17 protein-coding genes are annotated in these 16,030 nt (G+C 41.5%); 10 read left to right on the top strand and 7 right to left on the bottom strand.

The window, feature by feature from the left end; genetic code table 11:
* Positions 1-82 precede the first annotated feature (82 nt).
* Positions 83-1,609 carry a bifunctional phosphoribosylaminoimidazolecarboxamide formyltransferase/IMP cyclohydrolase gene (gene purH / locus SNE26_RS18170; protein WP_321555338.1) on the bottom strand — a complete coding sequence of 509 codons (1,527 nt, stop codon included), beginning with the start codon at positions 1,607-1,609 and terminating at the stop codon, positions 83-85.
* A gap of 200 nt (positions 1,610-1,809) precedes the next feature.
* Between purH and SNE26_RS18165 the strand changes: the two genes are divergently transcribed.
* Together SNE26_RS18165 and SNE26_RS18160 are read left to right on the top strand one after the other, a co-directional pair.
* Positions 1,810-2,043, top strand: coding sequence for a hypothetical protein (locus SNE26_RS18165; protein ID WP_321555337.1), 234 nt, complete (start codon positions 1,810-1,812; stop codon positions 2,041-2,043).
* Positions 2,044-2,058: 15 nt separating this feature from the next.
* Positions 2,059-2,343: a type II toxin-antitoxin system RelE/ParE family toxin gene (locus tag SNE26_RS18160; protein WP_321555336.1), complete on the top strand. Its 285-nt coding sequence runs from the start codon at positions 2,059-2,061 to the stop codon at positions 2,341-2,343.
* A gap of 41 nt (positions 2,344-2,384) precedes the next feature.
* Here SNE26_RS18160 and purN read toward each other — a convergent pair whose 3' ends face one another.
* The gene (purN, locus tag SNE26_RS18155; protein WP_321555335.1) at positions 2,385-2,963 is read right to left on the bottom strand and encodes a phosphoribosylglycinamide formyltransferase; all 579 of its coding nucleotides are present in this window, start codon (positions 2,961-2,963) and stop codon (positions 2,385-2,387) included.
* 114 nt (positions 2,964-3,077) lie between these two features.
* Positions 3,078-3,584, bottom strand: a complete 507-nt coding sequence (locus tag SNE26_RS18150; protein ID WP_321555334.1) for a DUF5004 domain-containing protein — start codon at positions 3,582-3,584, stop codon at positions 3,078-3,080.
* An 89-nt stretch (positions 3,585-3,673) separates the two neighbouring features.
* On the opposite strand from SNE26_RS18150, the gene yiaK reads away from it, so the two are divergent.
* The 3 genes from yiaK to SNE26_RS18135 are packed head-to-tail and all read left to right on the top strand — an operon-like array spanning position 3,674 to position 5,268.
* Positions 3,674-4,666, top strand: a complete 993-nt coding sequence (gene yiaK, locus SNE26_RS18145) for a 3-dehydro-L-gulonate 2-dehydrogenase (RefSeq protein ID WP_321555333.1) — start codon at positions 3,674-3,676, stop codon at positions 4,664-4,666.
* A 42-nt stretch (positions 4,667-4,708) separates the two neighbouring features.
* Positions 4,709-4,927 carry a hypothetical protein gene (locus SNE26_RS18140; protein ID WP_321555332.1) on the top strand — a complete coding sequence of 73 codons (219 nt, stop codon included), beginning with the start codon at positions 4,709-4,711 and terminating at the stop codon, positions 4,925-4,927.
* Positions 4,927-5,268: a type II toxin-antitoxin system VapC family toxin gene (locus tag SNE26_RS18135; protein ID WP_321555331.1), complete on the top strand. Its 342-nt coding sequence runs from the start codon at positions 4,927-4,929 to the stop codon at positions 5,266-5,268. The genes SNE26_RS18140 and SNE26_RS18135 overlap by 1 nt, the downstream gene beginning before the upstream one ends.
* A 162-nt stretch (positions 5,269-5,430) precedes the next feature.
* On the opposite strand, the gene SNE26_RS18130 is transcribed toward SNE26_RS18135, so the two are convergent.
* On the bottom strand, positions 5,431-6,156 hold the full coding sequence (locus SNE26_RS18130) for an RluA family pseudouridine synthase (RefSeq protein WP_321555330.1): 726 nt from the start codon (positions 6,154-6,156) through the stop codon (positions 5,431-5,433).
* A 90-nt stretch (positions 6,157-6,246) separates the two neighbouring features.
* Positions 6,247-7,062, bottom strand: a complete 816-nt coding sequence (gene panB / locus SNE26_RS18125; RefSeq protein WP_321555329.1) for a 3-methyl-2-oxobutanoate hydroxymethyltransferase — start codon at positions 7,060-7,062, stop codon at positions 6,247-6,249.
* A 281-nt stretch (positions 7,063-7,343) separates the two neighbouring features.
* Here panB and carA point away from each other — a divergent pair, with 281 nt between their 5' ends.
* Positions 7,344-8,444, top strand: a complete 1,101-nt coding sequence (gene carA, locus SNE26_RS18120) for a glutamine-hydrolyzing carbamoyl-phosphate synthase small subunit (RefSeq protein WP_321555328.1) — start codon at positions 7,344-7,346, stop codon at positions 8,442-8,444.
* Positions 8,445-8,565: 121 nt separating this feature from the next.
* Complete coding sequence (locus tag SNE26_RS18115; protein ID WP_321555327.1) at positions 8,566-9,063, top strand: helix-hairpin-helix domain-containing protein; 498 nt, start codon at positions 8,566-8,568, stop codon at positions 9,061-9,063.
* Between the two features lie 457 nt (positions 9,064-9,520).
* On the opposite strand, the gene SNE26_RS18110 is transcribed toward SNE26_RS18115, so the two are convergent.
* Both SNE26_RS18110 and SNE26_RS18105 read right to left on the bottom strand, forming a co-directional pair.
* A complete protein-coding gene (locus tag SNE26_RS18110; protein WP_091165711.1) occupies positions 9,521-10,381 on the bottom strand; it encodes an RNA polymerase sigma factor RpoD/SigA in 861 nt (286 codons plus the stop codon).
* A gap of 333 nt (positions 10,382-10,714) precedes the next feature.
* Positions 10,715-13,219, bottom strand: a complete 2,505-nt coding sequence (locus tag SNE26_RS18105; RefSeq protein WP_321555326.1) for an AsmA-like C-terminal region-containing protein — start codon at positions 13,217-13,219, stop codon at positions 10,715-10,717.
* A 141-nt stretch (positions 13,220-13,360) separates the two neighbouring features.
* Here SNE26_RS18105 and SNE26_RS18100 point away from each other — a divergent pair, with 141 nt between their 5' ends.
* The 3 genes from SNE26_RS18100 to SNE26_RS18090 all read left to right on the top strand — a co-directional run bounded on the left by SNE26_RS18100 (position 13,361) and on the right by SNE26_RS18090 (position 15,953).
* Positions 13,361-14,035 (top strand): NAD-dependent epimerase/dehydratase family protein, encoded by a 675-nt coding sequence (locus SNE26_RS18100; protein WP_321555325.1) that lies wholly within the window; start codon positions 13,361-13,363, stop codon positions 14,033-14,035.
* Between the two features lie 182 nt (positions 14,036-14,217).
* Entirely contained in the window at positions 14,218-15,006 is a 789-nt protein-coding gene (locus tag SNE26_RS18095; protein WP_321555324.1) for an alpha/beta hydrolase, read from the top strand.
* Positions 15,007-15,086: 80 nt separating this feature from the next.
* Positions 15,087-15,953: an AraC family transcriptional regulator gene (locus tag SNE26_RS18090; protein WP_321555323.1), complete on the top strand. Its 867-nt coding sequence runs from the start codon at positions 15,087-15,089 to the stop codon at positions 15,951-15,953.
* Positions 15,954-16,030: the final 77 nt, after the last annotated feature.

Below are 16,030 nucleotides of genomic sequence, written 5' to 3'. Positions count from 1 at the left end.
ATTAAAACCTCCTCCGCAAACCAACCACTCTCCTAATCAACTTAATCAATCACTCACCAAACTCGATTAAACCAGCTCAAAATTAGTGTTTAAAGTGACGTACGCCGGTAGTTACCATAGCCAAACCTTTTTCATTGCACATAGCAATCGAAAGTTTGTCGTTAATTGAACCGCCGGGTTGTAAAATGGCAGTGATACCAGCATCGGCAGCCAATTCGGCACAATCAGGGAACGGGAAAAATGCATCAGATGCCATTACCGCTCCGTTCAGGTCAAAACCGAAGCTTTGTGCTTTAATTATCGCTTGTTTAAGCGCGTCAACCCTCGAGGTTTGGCCAACGCCACTTGCCATTAGCTGGTTATTTTTAGCAAACACTATAGTGTTTGATTTGGTATGCTTTACAATTTTGTTAGCGAAGAACAGGTCTTTCAGTTCGGCCTCTGTAGGGGCTTTTTCAGTAACCGTAGTCATTTGGGCCGGGCCTTCAATCACCGCGTCTTTATCCTGCTCAATAACGCCATTCAATAAAGTTTTGAAATGCTTAACAGGCAACTCAACCGGCTGGCGAACCAACAGGATGCGGTTCTTTTTACCTGAAAGGATCTGCACAGCTTCGTCTGTAAATGCCGGAGCGATCAACACTTCGTAGAATATCTTGTCAATCTCGGTAGCTGTTTCAGCATCGATTTCGGCATTGGCAATAATTACACCACCAAAGGCTGATACCGGATCGCAAGCCAAAGCATCGATCCATGCTTCTTTGATAAATGAACGCGAAGCTACACCGCAGGCATTGGTATGCTTAAGGATAGCGATGGTAGGCTCGGTAAACTCATCGATAATGGCAACGGCGGCATCAACATCAACCAGGTTATTGTATGAAAGCTCTTTACCGTTCAGTTTGTTGAACATGGCATCAAGGTTGCCGTAGAAAGTTCCTTTTTGGTGCGGGTTTTCACCATAGCGTAAAACCTGGCTGGTTTGGATACTTTGTTTAAATACCGGAAGTGGTTCGGCCTCGTTAAAGTAGTTAAAGATATGGGTATCATAGTTTGACGATATGTTGAATGCTTTTTGCGCAAATGAACGGCGCTGATCAATTGTAGTAACACCATCCTGCGTTTTCAGGATATTTTCCAGGCCGGCATAGTCATCTTTTGATGCTACGATCACTACATCTTTAAAGTTTTTTGCAGCTGCGCGGATCAAAGAAATACCGCCGATATCGATCTTTTCGATCACATCTTCAGCGCCAGCTCCTGATTGTACTGTTTCTTCAAAAGGGTACAGGTCGACAATTACCAAATCAATTTCAGGAATTTCATATTGCTCCAGTTGCTGTTTATCGCCATCAAAACTCCTGCGGGCTAAAATGCCACCGAAAACCTTAGGGTGCAGGGTTTTAACGCGACCACCCAGGATGGAAGGATAAGAAGTAAGGTCCTCCACCGGGATCACATTTACACCTAAATTGCGGATAAAAGTTTCGGTACCACCGGTTGAATAGATATTTACACCAAGGCGGTTTAACTCATGAATGATGGGCTCTAAATTATCTTTGTAATAAACAGAAATTAAAGCATTTTTTATTTGAACTGACTGGCTCATGTACACGCTGTTTTTTGAGCCGCAAAGGTAGTGATATTTAGTTAATTGGAGGTTAGTTAATTAGAGATAAGTTATTAGCACTTGGTACGTTATTTATCCACACTGAAATTTATGTGCCTGGCAATATTTAAAGAGCATTTGTATACGTTCAATAGGTTAATTATTGGGGTTTATTTATAAATAAATTGGTAACTTAGTATATGACTACGGTGATTATTCAATCAAATTCAGAAAAAAAGACCCGTTTGCTGATTCAGCTGGCGGAAGAGCTTGGTCTTTCTGCACAAACACAAGAGGTTAAGGATTTGGATACAATTGATGTTGCGAAAGGGATTGGAAGAAAAGCAACTGACGAAGAGTTGATCAATTATTTAAATAAAGATATTGATGAAGAAGCTATTCCGTTGGATAAAGCTTTTTCTAAATATCAATAAGCCCACCCTTGTATTTTGAACATTACCATCAAGCCTAAGGCCTTAAAGGTTATTGATGCAATAGCTGATTTTGTAGAGTCAAAAAATACACCTGGCAGTGGCGCAAGATATGCCCTTAAATTTAAAGCTGCTATAAAAAAATTGGCTGTTCCTGGTGTGCAGCATTCCATTTGTAACCATCACGTTTTAGCCGCGTTCAAATATTCATGCAGCCATTTCAATGACTGGGTTATAGCTTTTAAAATTGTTAATGGCGAATTAACAGTTTATGAAATTATACACGGATCGTTGTTGTTTTAAGACCCCTCAAAGAAATTAGATAATCCTTTAATCACTATAACTCAGCTTTTCATTTTCCTCAACAGAGCCTCGACCACCTTCGGGAAATGGTTATGCTCTAACTGCTGGCCTTTAAATTTCACTATCTCAAGGGTATCACCCGGTTCTATCTTGAATTTTGACTGGTGGATGATCTCGCCTTCGTCAAAGTTTTCGTTTACAAAGTGGATGGTGATGCCGCTTTCTTCTTCTTTATCTTCTAATATTTTGCGGTGTACATTATCGCCATACATGCCTTTGCCGCCATATTTGGGCAGCAGGGCAGGGTGCAGGTTAATGATCTTATTTGGGAATGCTTTTAATAATGATTGTGGTACAAGCCATAAAAAGCCCGCTAATACAATCAGGTCGACCTGTAAATTTTTTAACAGGCGGATAACGCCGTCGGTTTCATAAAATTCGTGGCGACTGAAAATATGCGAGGGCACTTCAAAGTTATCGGCACGCTGTAAAACGTAAGCTTGCGGGTTATTGGTAAGTATCAGTACAACTTCGGCATCGGCATTGCGTTTAAAATGCTCCATTAACTTTTGGGCGTTTGAGCCGGAACCTGAAGCGAAAATGGCAATTCTTTTTTTCATCGATAATATGTTTTTCAACGGAGATGAAGCTATAATAGTTTCATCGGGCTGATTGTTTACTTGGTATTGAAACTATTAAAATAAAACCATTTTACAATTTGAAAATACTTTATGCTATTGTGTTGAGGTTGTTTTTTGCCTGATAAACCCGTAGCGCATGATGCGTCGTTTTTTTGTTGCCGAATAGTTGGGCTCAACATCCCCTGTTTCCACTACCAGCGAATAATTACCCAAGGTAACTATTTTAGTGTTTTCAAACGGTTTTGAAGTACCGCCCGATGCTTTGGTGGTATCATTACAAACTATATCTGAAATTAAAAATAATTTATTTGCAGTAAGCGACCAGCGGCCCTTCGCAGTATCTGGTCTGCATTGAAAATTAGTATAGCTACAGGAATTATCAGCATTGAAGGTAAAAAACTGGGTATCTTCGCAAGTTTGGTTTAAGGTATCTAAGGAAACCTGGGCATCGCCCACATAATTGGTAACGGTTATAGAGGCCAGTTGCCAGTTACCTGCTAATAATCCGGGTATGTGGCTTAAGTTATCTTTCTTGCATGAATTAACAATCAGCGCAATGCTTATTAAAAACAGGAAAAACAACAGCGGAGTTCTTTTCATTTAATTAAAGGCAAAATTATAAAATATGGTTGATACCTTGCATCAGTACACAGTAATAAACGTTATAAATTAAATTTATTTCAAACTCTATGCGTGTTCCATTTGAAAAACTTAAAGCAGAATTTAAAAGAGTACTATCAGAACTTGCTTTTACTGAAGAAAAATCAGAAGTTATAGCAACAGTGTTTAGCGAAAATAGCAGAGACGGAGTTTACACCCATGGCTTAAACCGGTTCCCGGTCTTTGTTAAATATGTTAAAGATAGGCTTATAAATATTAATGCTGATCCTGTTAAGTTAACTGCCTTCGGAGCTATTGAACAATGGGACGGCAGCCTTGGCCCTGGAATATTAAATGCCCGATTTGCCATGAACAGGGCAATGGAACTTGCTGCTGAGTATGGTATTGGCTATGTGGCAATAAAAAATACCAATCATTGGATGCGTGGAGGTACGTACGGCTGGCAGGCTGCGGAAGCCGGTTTTATCAGTATTTCATTTACTAATACTATTGCTAACCTGCCACCCTGGGGTGGTATTAGTCCGCGGCTTGGTAATAACCCGTTAGTTATTGCCGTGCCCCGTAAAAACGGGCACCTTGTTTTAGATATGGCCATATCGCAATATGCTGTGGGGAAGCTAAAGCAATACAAGGCCAACAACAATGAGCCGCTTCCGCTACCGGGAGGTTATGACGATGAGGGAAAGCTTAGCACCAATGCTGCTGCTATTTTAAAATCCGAGCGATTGCTGCCTGTTGGTTTTTGGAAAGGATCGGGTTTGTCGTTGGTATTGGATGTGTTGGCTACAGTATTAAGCGGAGGTAGCTCTACCGCGAAGATCACCAAAAGTGAACATGAAACTGGTATATCGCAGGTGTTTATTTGCATCAAACCTGATAGCAGTGAGCAAACTGAAGGCCTGATCAATGAAATCATTGACTATACCAAAACCAGTTTGCCTGAATATGAAGGTGCTTCGATTTCTTATCCCGGAGAAGGAACCTTAAGAACAAGGGAAAAGAATTTAAGGGAGGGTGTTCCGGTTGATGAGGGAATATGGAATGAGGTGGTGAATATGTGATGTGTAAAATATTTTTTATCTTTGATAAAGGCTAAAAAAACGATGAAGCATAATATTTCCACTAATAGTGGCTCATTTAAAACTCATCCTACATATTCGCCCGAAGAGGTATTGGCTGCCGGCGGAACAACTGCTTTTAGCTTGAAATCTAATAAAAACACAGAGCGATTAATAAAAGCTCTTCAAAACTCTCCTGTGATAGAACCATTCACCGACGAAGAATGGAATGATTTGACAAAACAAATGGATAAGGATAAGTAATGAATTTATTACTTGATACAAACATTGTTTTAAATGTAATAAGAGCTAAGGATTTTGCCGGTATTATAAATTTTATTAATCCAAATGATGCTCGATTGTATCTTTCAGTTGTTTCAGAAGCGGAGCTTAAATCAATAGCAGTTAGAAATAATTGGGGTATTAACAGGCGTGCGTTACTTGATAGTTTTTTAGAAGAAATAAATATCATAGAGGTTAATCAGTTGTATGTAAACATCTATGCAGAAATTGATGCGTTTTCTCAAAAGTCAAATCCAGCCTTTCCTAATTATGATTTTAAAACACCGCGTAATATGGGGAAAAATGATTTGTGGATAGCATAACTTGCTGCTCTTTTAAGCTTGCAGCTTGACTGATGCTGACTTTAATCACCTTAGTAAGGTGTTTCTTGAGATAAGGCATATCAGTCACGCAGACTTTTTGAGATTCTTTTAATTAAAGCAACCGGTTAGCCTTTGGTTGGTGTTTTTACCGCAACACACAAATTAACCTACCATCATTCCCTCAAATTTTTCCCAAAACCCATCACGCGGTACCGGGGCAATAATGGCAACCGGCTCGTTTTTTACAGGGTGTACAAAAGTGAGCTTGCGGGCATGCAGGCAAATGCTTTTGCGCAGGCTGCCACGCGGGTAACCATATTTGTTATCACCGACAATAGGACAGCCCAAAGTTGAAAGCTGTACCCTGATCTGGTGCGGCCTGCCGGTTATCGGGTCAACCTCAATTAAATAGTATCCGTTTAATTCGCCAACCAATTTATAGCTCAACTCCGATCTCAAGCTGCCCTGTACTTCGCGGTCATGGGCTTTGGTTACATTTTTTTGTGAGTTTTTTACCAGCCAGTGTACCAGGGTGCCTTCTTCGGGAAATGGTTTTTTGCGCACCACTGCATAATAGGTTTTATGCATTTCGCGTGCTTTAAACATTTTGTTGATCCGGTCGAGCGCCTTGCTGGTTTTGGCAAAGAGGATCACGCCGCTTACCGGCCTGTCCAGCCGGTGTACCACACCTAAAAATGCGCCGTTAGGCTTGCTGTATTTTTCGGCGATGTATTTTTTTACTTTTTCGTCCAATGGTTCATCGCCGGTTTCATCAACCTGCACAATATCACCCGCGCGTTTATTTATGCCAATAAGGTGGTTATCCTCATAAAGAACATCCTTATCGGTAATATCGTTACTGCTATAATTAAATTCGGGGCGGGCCATTTGTTTAGTTAGTCCGGAAGTCCGAAAGTCGGGATGTCCGGAAGTTTTATTTTTAATAGCCCTCTCCTTCAGGAGAGGGTTGGGTAAGGCTTAATATTGTTCCTTCTCGTTAGGGAAACTGTTGCTTTTTACGTCGCTGTTGTAGTTTTTGATCGCGTCATGCATGATATCATACATATTGGAGTACTGGCGTAAAAAGCGGGGTTTAAAGCCTTTGTTAATGCCCAGCATATCATGAATTACCAATACCTGGCCGTCGCAATGCTGACCGGCACCGATACCTATTGTTGGGATCTGAAGGCTGTCGGATACTTCCTGAGCCAGTTTGGCCGGTATTTTTTCCAGCACTATACCAAAACAGCCGAGTTCCTGCAGTTTAAGGGCATCATCCCGCAGCTTTTGTGCTTCGGCTTCATGTTTGGCGCGCACGGTGTACGTTCCAAACTTATATATGGATTGCGGTGTAAGGCCAAGGTGCCCCATTACCGGGATGCCGGCTGTCAGGATTCGGCTAACCGATTCGGCTATTTCAACACCGCCTTCAATTTTAACGGCATGCGCACCGGCTTCCTTCATAATGCGAATGGCCGAGTTCAGCGCTTCCTTTGAGTTGCCCTGATATGATCCAAAAGGAAGATCGACAACCACCAAGGCTCGTTTTGCCGCACGTACCACCGATGATGCATGGTAGATCATCTGATCAAGTGTGATAGGCAGCGTAGTTTCGTGACCGGCCATCACATTGGAGGCCGAATCGCCAACGAGGATGATATCCGTTCCTGCTTCATCGACTATAGTAGCCATTGAATAATCATATGCGGTAAGCATAGAGATCTTTTCACCACGAACCTTCATCTCCTGGATGGTATTGGTGGTGATACGCTTTATTTCTTTATTTACAGACATTGATAAATGTTTTATCGCAGTGCAAAGGTACTTTTTGATTTCGGATTTCGGAATTTCGATTTCGGATGTTACATTTTTGATTTGCTTAAGGATTATTCCTTAATAAATAATTCCGAAATCAAAAAATAATCCAAAATTCCAATTCCGAAATCCGAAATTATTTTCTACTTTTGCGCCGTGAATCCGGAAGTTCCTTACTTCATTATTTCTATTTCTATCAGTTTTCACGGGGCTTTGAACCAGGCGATCCGATCATTTAACCCTTTCAATTTTTTTAAGCGATGAATTATTTAACCAAATTACCGGCTATATTGCTGCTTGCCGACGGCACCGTTTTTTACGGAAAAGCTGCTGGCAAAATGGGTACTACTACCGGCGAGATTTGTTTTAATACCGGCATGACCGGCTACCAGGAAATTTTTACCGACCCTTCATACTTTGGGCAAATTATGGTAACCACCAATGCGCACATTGGTAACTACGGTATTGCTAATGAAGAGGTGGAATCGGGCAGGATCCAGATTGCAGGCCTGGTTTGTAAAAATTATAACATCGCCTACAGCCGTAAACAGGCCAATGAATCGATACAGGATTATTTCCAGGAGCAAAATATAGTTGGTATCTCTGATATCGATACCCGTAAGCTTGTTCGCCATATTCGTGACAAAGGTGCCATGAATGCTATTATTTCATCAGAAATATTAGACCTGGCTGAACTGAAAGCAAAGCTTGACCTGGTACCTTCAATGGATGGCCTTGAGCTTTCATCGCAGGTATCAACCACCGAAACTTATACTTTTGGCAGCGAGGATGCTCCTTACCGTGTAGCAGTGCTTGACCTTGGTGTAAAGAAAAACATCCTGCGTAATTTTGATTCGCGCGAGGTTTATGCCAAAGTATTCCCGGCAAAAACAACCTATGCCGAAATGGAAAAGGATTTTGCCCCTACAGGCTATTTCATTTCAAACGGCCCCGGTGACCCATCGGCTATGCCATATGCGGTTGAAACCGTAAAGGAAATTTTATCAGCAGATAAACCGATGTTCGGTATTTGTTTAGGTCACCAGTTATTGGCCCTGGCCAATGATATCCCAACTCAAAAAATGTTTAACGGTCACCGCGGTTTAAACCACCCGGTAAAAAATATCATTATTAACCATTGCGAGGTTACTTCGCAAAACCACGGCTTTGGTGTAGTGCCCGAAGCTGTACGTGCTTCAGAAAAAGTGGAAATTACCCACGTAAACCTGAACGACCAATCTATCGAAGGCATTCGCGTAAAAGGTAAAAAAGCATTTTCGGTACAATATCACCCGGAATCATCACCTGGTCCGCATGATTCAAGGTATTTGTTTGATGACTTTATCAAACTGATGAAATAATTTTGATTACAGCTGTGCAGATTTTAAATGTGCAGATGCCCGAAAGCCTTTCAATTTAGTTTGGAAGGCTTTTTTATTTCCCGGGATTCCTTGTTAAATTAGCTTATTAAGTAAGCCTGTCATGAAAAAATCAATTAACCTGCTTTTAACTGCCGAAGAAAAAGCTACCCTCAGGGCCCAAAAAACTAAAATAGCCGATCTTATAAGTTTCGCCCCGGATGAAATCGCCATGATATTAAACGCGGATGCCGAACGGGCAAAAGAGATCAATGCGCTTATTGAATTTCAAAGTATTCCATCCTTAGGGATCAACTTTGCTACTGAGTTGATACAGCAGGGCTACTACTCGTTAAAACAACTGGAGGGCAAAGATCCGGTAGAATTGTTTAACGCCTTTGAACGTTATGTTGGCGCCTGGGCCGATCCCTGCGTGGAAGATTCGTATCGCTTACTGGCCCATTACATAAAACATGGCAATACCGGCAAAAGCTGGTGGGATTTCACCGCCGAACGCAAAGCCTACCGGGCACAAAACGGTTTCCCTGCAAATAGACCTGCTAAGGCGTGGTATGAGTTACCGCAATATCGTAAGGGAAAAGAGTTTGTAGGGAATAAATAAAAAAGTTCGGGAATGTGTGATTCCCTCCCTTGGGAGCTACAGTGTGTACACATCTTTTAAATAAAAGAAAATGTCATTTCGATTGAGCAGGGGCGGGCTAAGAAGTGGGGGAAAGAGAAATCTTCTACATCAGGCTCTACAATCATACTTATAAAAGCAGGGCGTAGAAGATTTCTCCTCCCCCCTGCGCGCGAATTCTCCCACCAGGTTCCTTCGGAATGACAATTCTTTCAATTATTGATAGAATTTAAAAGATGTGTACACACAGTAGCCCTTGGGAGGGTGTAGGGAGGGGTTTCTCCAGCTAAGCAATGACGTATAAACCCCTCCCTGCCACTACGCATTCCGATACACCCCTCCCGAGGGAGGGAATTAAAAAAGCATCACCCATAAAAAAACGCGAATGATTTACTCATTCGCGTTTTTGGTATAAAAACTCAGGCGGATATATCCTGGATTAGTTTAAGTATGATTGCAACAGGTTTGATTTTGAATTGTGGCGTAAGCGCATCAAAGCCTTGTCTTTCAACTGGCGAACACGCTCGCGGGTTAAATCAAATTTTTCACCTATTTCCTCTAATGAATGAGGGGCATGGCCACCAAGGCCAAAAAATAACATCAGTACTTCACGGTCACGTTCGGCAAGGATACCTAACGAGCGTTTAATTTCCTGTGATAATGAATCGGCCATTACTTCGGTATCGGTAGCAGCATCAGAGCTGGCCAATACGTCAAGCAAGGTGTTTTCTTCGCCCTGGATGAAAGGTGCGTCCATTGAAATCTGTCGACCAGCATTATTCATCGAATCGGCAATTTTATCAACCGAAATTTCCAGGTTGTCTGCAAGTTCTTCGGGTGTTGGTTGCCTTTCGTATTCCTGCTCCAGTTTTGAAGCTGCTTTGTGGATTTTGCTCAATGAACCAATTTGGTTCAAAGGTAAACGCACAATACGCGATTGCTCGGCAATGGCCGACAGGATTGACTGACGGATCCACCATACGGCATATGAAATAAATTTAAAGCCTTTAGTTTCGTCAAAGCGTTTTGCCGCTTTAATTAAACCAAGGTTTCCTTCGTTTATTAAGTCGCCCAGGGTAAGGCCCTGGTTTTGGTACTGCTTAGCAACCGATACCACAAAGCGAAGGTTTGTTTTTGTCAAACGTTCTAACGCTACCTGGTCGCCCTCACGGATCTTTTGCGCCAGGATCACTTCCTCCTCAGCTGTGATCAAATCTACCTTGCCGATATCGTGCAGGTATTTTTCGAGCGACGCCGATTCGCGGTTAGTGATTGATTGGGATATTTTAAGTTGTCTCATTTTTTAATACAGATTATTAAGCTAAAAACAGTTCAATAAGATACTTGTGCCGGGTTAAACAACCGGAGTTAAAACAGACTACATTAAACTTTGCTTCCTTCTTTATTTGTGAACCCGGGATAGTATTTATTTAAAACGAGGGTTTGCTACTGATATTATTGCTGTAAGGAGCGAGCGGTTTAAAAGTTTTTAAAATAATGTGCTAACCAATTAAATGTTTAATCAACATATTACCCTATAATGAACAGCACAAAGATAAGCATTTATTTGCTATTATAGTGTCATTTAAACACCATGAAACTAAGGTTAATGTGAAGATTTTTTGAAGTTAAACTAATCTTGTACAGGTTCGGGTGTTTGCTGGCTGTCGCCTGTCTGTTGTTCATCGTCATTTGTCTTTGTTTTTTTATGGTTCTTATTCCATTTTATCTTTATTTTGCCATCTTCCCCGTCGGTAGCAAGTATGTGTAATACTATACCGCGCATCCGCTTTTTATTACGTTTGTTATCGTCGGCTATTTTACTATCGTTTTTGGGGTTGCGCAATGGTACATCCAGTGCAATATTGGTTCCCTGCGATAAGGAATAAACCCCTTCCACATCCATATTTAACACGCTCGAATTAATTTGCATCGGGGCAATTTTGATCTTATCGCCATTGATATCAAACCGGGCTTTCAAATCGCCAAAGGTAATGTTATCCAGATCGCGGAATGGGAAGGCAAACTTGCCCACACTTTTTATCGGCGAAAAATTAACCAATGCGCCGTCTTTCAGGTTAACCACTGCAGTGCCCCTGATCGATTTAGGTACCAGGTTACCTGTATTATTAATGCCCCCCTTGATATCGGCCCGTGCCGAAAGAAAACCCCGCAGGTTATCGCTGGTAAAATCCTTTAACCCGAAGTTGTTAAACGATGCAAAGAACGTATTAGTATTCACATTGTTGATGGTGGTACTAACGGCAAAATTATTAACAGGCCCCTGCAATATCAACCCGCTCATTTTTAATGAACCGCCAGCACTTTTAAGGCTTACATTGCGCACTTTCATCGAATTGTCGGCAAGCAATATATCGGCCGTGGCATCGGTTGCCAAAAACTTTTTATAATACACCTTTGCCACGCGAAGATGAAGCTCGGCCTGGCCTTTATCAAAAGCGGTGTTCAACCGGTGGGTCATCTTCGCGTTCGCGGCCCTGCTCATGCCCTTGCTGCTGCTACTTTGCCCTCCCCGGCTATTCAGGAAGCCCAAAAACTCGCCCAAACGGATTTGCGGGCTGGTGATCTGCCATACTATCAGGATCTTTTCGGGCGCAGTGTAATACAGGTTTAAAAAGTTACTTACCTTGCCCTGCATATAAACCACGCTGCTGCCGTTTTGCATTCGGATATTGTTGATGTACAGGTCTTTATTAGTAAATTTTAACGCGATGGAGTTGTTTTTGAATATCAGGTTGCGGGGCAGGTAAGTTACATCGGCATTTTTTATATCTACATTGCCGGTAACATAAGGTTTGGTGAATTTGAAATTCACGATATCGGCCTTATAAGCCAGTTTCAGATCGGCAATTCCCCTGGTAAATTTAAGGCTTTCATCACCGATGATAGTATTAAGCTTGCTAACCGGAAAGCGCGACCTGAAAATCCCCGTAGCAACCGGTGTATTCAGGTTGTTGATAAACGCTGTATCAATAGTAAAGGGGATATTTTTATAGCTGCCGTTAAAATGATAAAGCTTTATTACTGAATTTTCATCGCCCAGGCCCTTGCCGTTAATATAGTTATTGCTGAACGTTCCGTTAAAGCTGCAATTTTCGATTATGCCCCCCTGAGTTTTCAAAACGTTATTCTTTGCTTTGGCGGTAACATAAATAGATGGATCACCGCTAAGGCCTAAAGCCCCTTTCAGGTCGCAGGTAACATCAATAGGCTTTTCCAGATCGAACATTTTGAGGCTTTTAGTAATGTTGGCTGCAAGCAGGTTAGCGGCGCTTGTCCACAAAATATTATTAACTTTTAAATTGATGGTAAACGGAGTTTCAGGCTTTTTAAGTTCAAACCTGGCAGCAACGTTGAAAGTGTTATCACCTATATTTAAGTTGTTCGGCGCTACGTTAACAACCTGCGTATCATAATTATAGCTGATATCAAAATGTCCTTTGAGCAGCCTGTTTTTCATGAAGCTCCCCTTTTTGGTATTAAAGGAAAAGCTGTTTACTATAGTATTGAGATCGATACCCGCATTCCAGGCTTTGTTGGGGTAATCCAGGTGTCCTTGTAAATTGTTAACAGCAAATTTGAAAAGCTTATAGGCGCGGCGGTCATCAACCACAAAATTTACTTTGTTTAACGAAAACCTTTTGATTTGGGTTGATGAGCTGGTTTGTTTTTCCTTCGGATCTTTTTCAACTTTAGGTTTTGTTTTAAATATGGATGTATTGCTGTAGCCGGTGCTATCAGTAAACAGGTCGATATCGGCATTGCTTATATCTATCTTATTGATCACCACTTCGCCCTTTAAAAGGGCAGAGGCGTTTACTGATACTTCAAGATCTTTGGCGGTAAGTAGTGTATGACGATGTTCGGCCCAGCGGTTATCTTTCAGTACTACATCTTTCAGCTCGACAGATACCCCCGGGAAACCTTTAAATAATGTTGGATCGATAGTGCCGATAGTTAGTGTGCCGTTCAGGTTTTTATTAAGCTCGGAGGTGATCATAGCAAGCACCTTCTGTTTATTATAATTAACATAAACAGTAAGGGCAATAAACAGAATTATAATTAAACCAATGAGCGCCCCGGCGACCTTTAAGGTTATTTTTAACCATTTTGGCATTTCAACTAATTTATTGTTAAAGCGTTATGGTTATATAATTGTTTGTATTGTAACATATAATTAACACACGGTACAGGAATAGGTAAATAAATCTGCTATAAGGTACAATATTTTAAAGGTATAATCGGCTATATCAGTATCATGGAAACAACTAATAAAATAAGGGCAATTATAACAGGCGCTACAGGTATGGTAGGCGAGGGGGTATTGCATCAATGCTTATTGAGCGATAAGGTTGAAGCTGTATTGGTGGTTAACCGTAAACCCTGCGGCGTAACACATCCTAAACTAAAGGAAATTATTCATACTGATTTTTTTAACCTCACATCCATGCAGGATCAGTTGGAAGGTTACAATGCCTGCTTTTTTTGTTTAGGCGTTTCGTCGGTAGGGATGAGCGAAGAAGCTTATTATAAAGTAACTTACCTGCTAACCATGCACATGGCCGAAATTTTGAGCCGCATTAATCCGGATATGACTTTTTGTTATGTGTCCGGTGCCGGTACCGACAGTACAGAAAAAGGCAGCAGTATGTGGGCCCGGGTAAAAGGCAAAACCGAAAACGACCTTATGAAGCTGCCCTTTAAACAGGTATTCAATTTCAGGCCCGGTTTTATGAAAAGTTTCAAGGGCGCAAAAAATACTTTGCCGTTTTATAAATACATCAGTTGGATGTACCCTATAGGCCGTCTTATTTACCCCAAAGGCTTTATTACGCTTGAGGAAGTTGGCAAAGCCATGATCAATACTGCAAATCGCGGTACCGGCCGGTGGATATTAGATGGAAAAGATATTGTTGCCATGGCGAATAGCTAACAGGTGATTTTATGATATATGGATAGTATCGTCGTAAAAATCCGATATATCGTTATTTTGATTAATGGGTTTGTTCTTAAATTGTTGTTTTACAATTATTTATGTTTTGGAGTGGAATTTGAATTAGTGTTTAGTAACATTAATCAATAACATCATTTGTGAAAATTAAACTCCGAAACAAAATGAAAACCAAATCACTGAATGCCGGCGTAAACAGCTATTTAATTGCGGCAGTTATTTTATTAGGCAGCTTGTTTGCCTTTACTTTCAACGCAGGTGCCCAGGCACCGGTTAAAAACATTGTTTTAGTGCACGGCGCCTTTGCCGATGGCTCAGGCTTTAAGGCCGTGTATAATATCCTTACCAAAAAAGGTTATAATGTTACCGTGGTGCAAAACCCGCTTACTTCTTTAAAGGATGATGTTGATGCTGCCAACCGGATCCTGGATAAACAGGATGGCCCGACGGTATTGGTAGGCCATTCTTATGGCGGCACCGTAATTACCGAAGCAGGGAATAATTCAAAAGTAGTAGCGTTAGTTTATATAGCCGCCTTTATGCCCGACAAAGGTGAAAATACTATAAAATGGGTACAGTCGGCTCCCCCGGCCCCCGAAAACGGCATTTTGCCGCCCGATGATAAAGGTTTTGTTTATTATGATAAAGCCAAGTTTCATGGTGGTTTTGCAGGCGACCTGGGCAAAGCCGAAGCCGACTTTATGTTTGCATCGCAGGGGCCAACTTCGGTTCAGTGTTTTGTTACGCCTGTTGCCGAAGCAGCATGGAAAACCAAACCAAGTTATGCTATAGTTGCTACCGAGGATAAGAGTATTGTGCCCGATGTTGAGCGTACCATGTACAAACGTGCCGGTGCAAAAATAACAGAGGTAAAAGGCAGCCACGTCATCTTCATTTCACAGCCCGAAGCTGTTGCCAAAGTAATTATTGACGCGGCAAACGGCGTTAAGTAAAAAAGTTTTTGTTATAGTTTTAAGCGGAACTGGCGATTAGCCGTTCCGCTTTTTTATTAGTTTTACATTATAGATCACTAATGGAAGCCATCGCCGTACCTGGAGCAGTTAAGGATAAACCGCAGATTAAAGCGGGCGAGATCTCTTTTGTATACTATCGGGAGCGGGGCAGCCTGCTCAGGAACCAGGTGGTTTTTAACCAGTGCGCTGTAAGCTTTGTGCTTAACGGACAAAAAGAACTTTATCGCCACGCCAATTGTACCATCATCAGGCCGGGGCAGGGATTGCTTATTCCCGAAGGTAACACCCTTATAGCGGAACATGTGGTAAACGGAACTTCAAAGGATGTGCTTTACAGCAGTTTTATCGTGTTTTTTCCGCAGCGATTGATAACCGAATTTTTTTCTAAGCATAACATCTCTACAGAAAAAACAAATAAAGATGTTTCTCCTTATGTGCTTTTTTCAAACACGGCCTATCTTAATGAATACCTGCGCGGCCTTCGGGCCTTGGTTGATGGAGGGCAGCAGCTTTCATACCCGGTAGCCCTGCACAAACTGGAAGAATTACTGCTTATTATTTATGAATTATATTCCACTCAGCTTACGGCTTTATTTGGCAATAAGCATAGCATGGCCGGTTTATCACTTCAAAAACTGGTCGAAAATAACTTGTTTAATAACCTCACCCTTGATGAGCTGGCGTTCCTGGCTAATCGTAGTTTATCGTCGTTCAAGCGCGATTTTGAAAAGGCTTACAACTTATCCCCACAAAAATATATCCGCGACAAAAAACTTGAATTGGCCTGTGCCGAACTAAAAAAAGGCAGAAAAGCCAGCGAGCTTTATAGCACATACGGCTATGAAAACCTATCAAATTTTAATACCGCTTTTAAAAAAAGGTTTGGCGTTACTCCGGCGGCCTATGGGCAGCAAGCTGTAATTTGAGCCTCTCGCACTACTATTTGAACCGATTTCAATAACAGTATGAACGCCTGCAAAGTCAATTTTGCAGAGTATTAAAT

Source organism: Mucilaginibacter sp. cycad4 (assembly GCF_034263275.1).
Classification (GTDB): domain Bacteria; phylum Bacteroidota; class Bacteroidia; order Sphingobacteriales; family Sphingobacteriaceae; genus Mucilaginibacter.
Note: the sequence above shows the minus strand (reverse complement) of the source record. Positions and strands in the feature narration are given on the sequence as shown.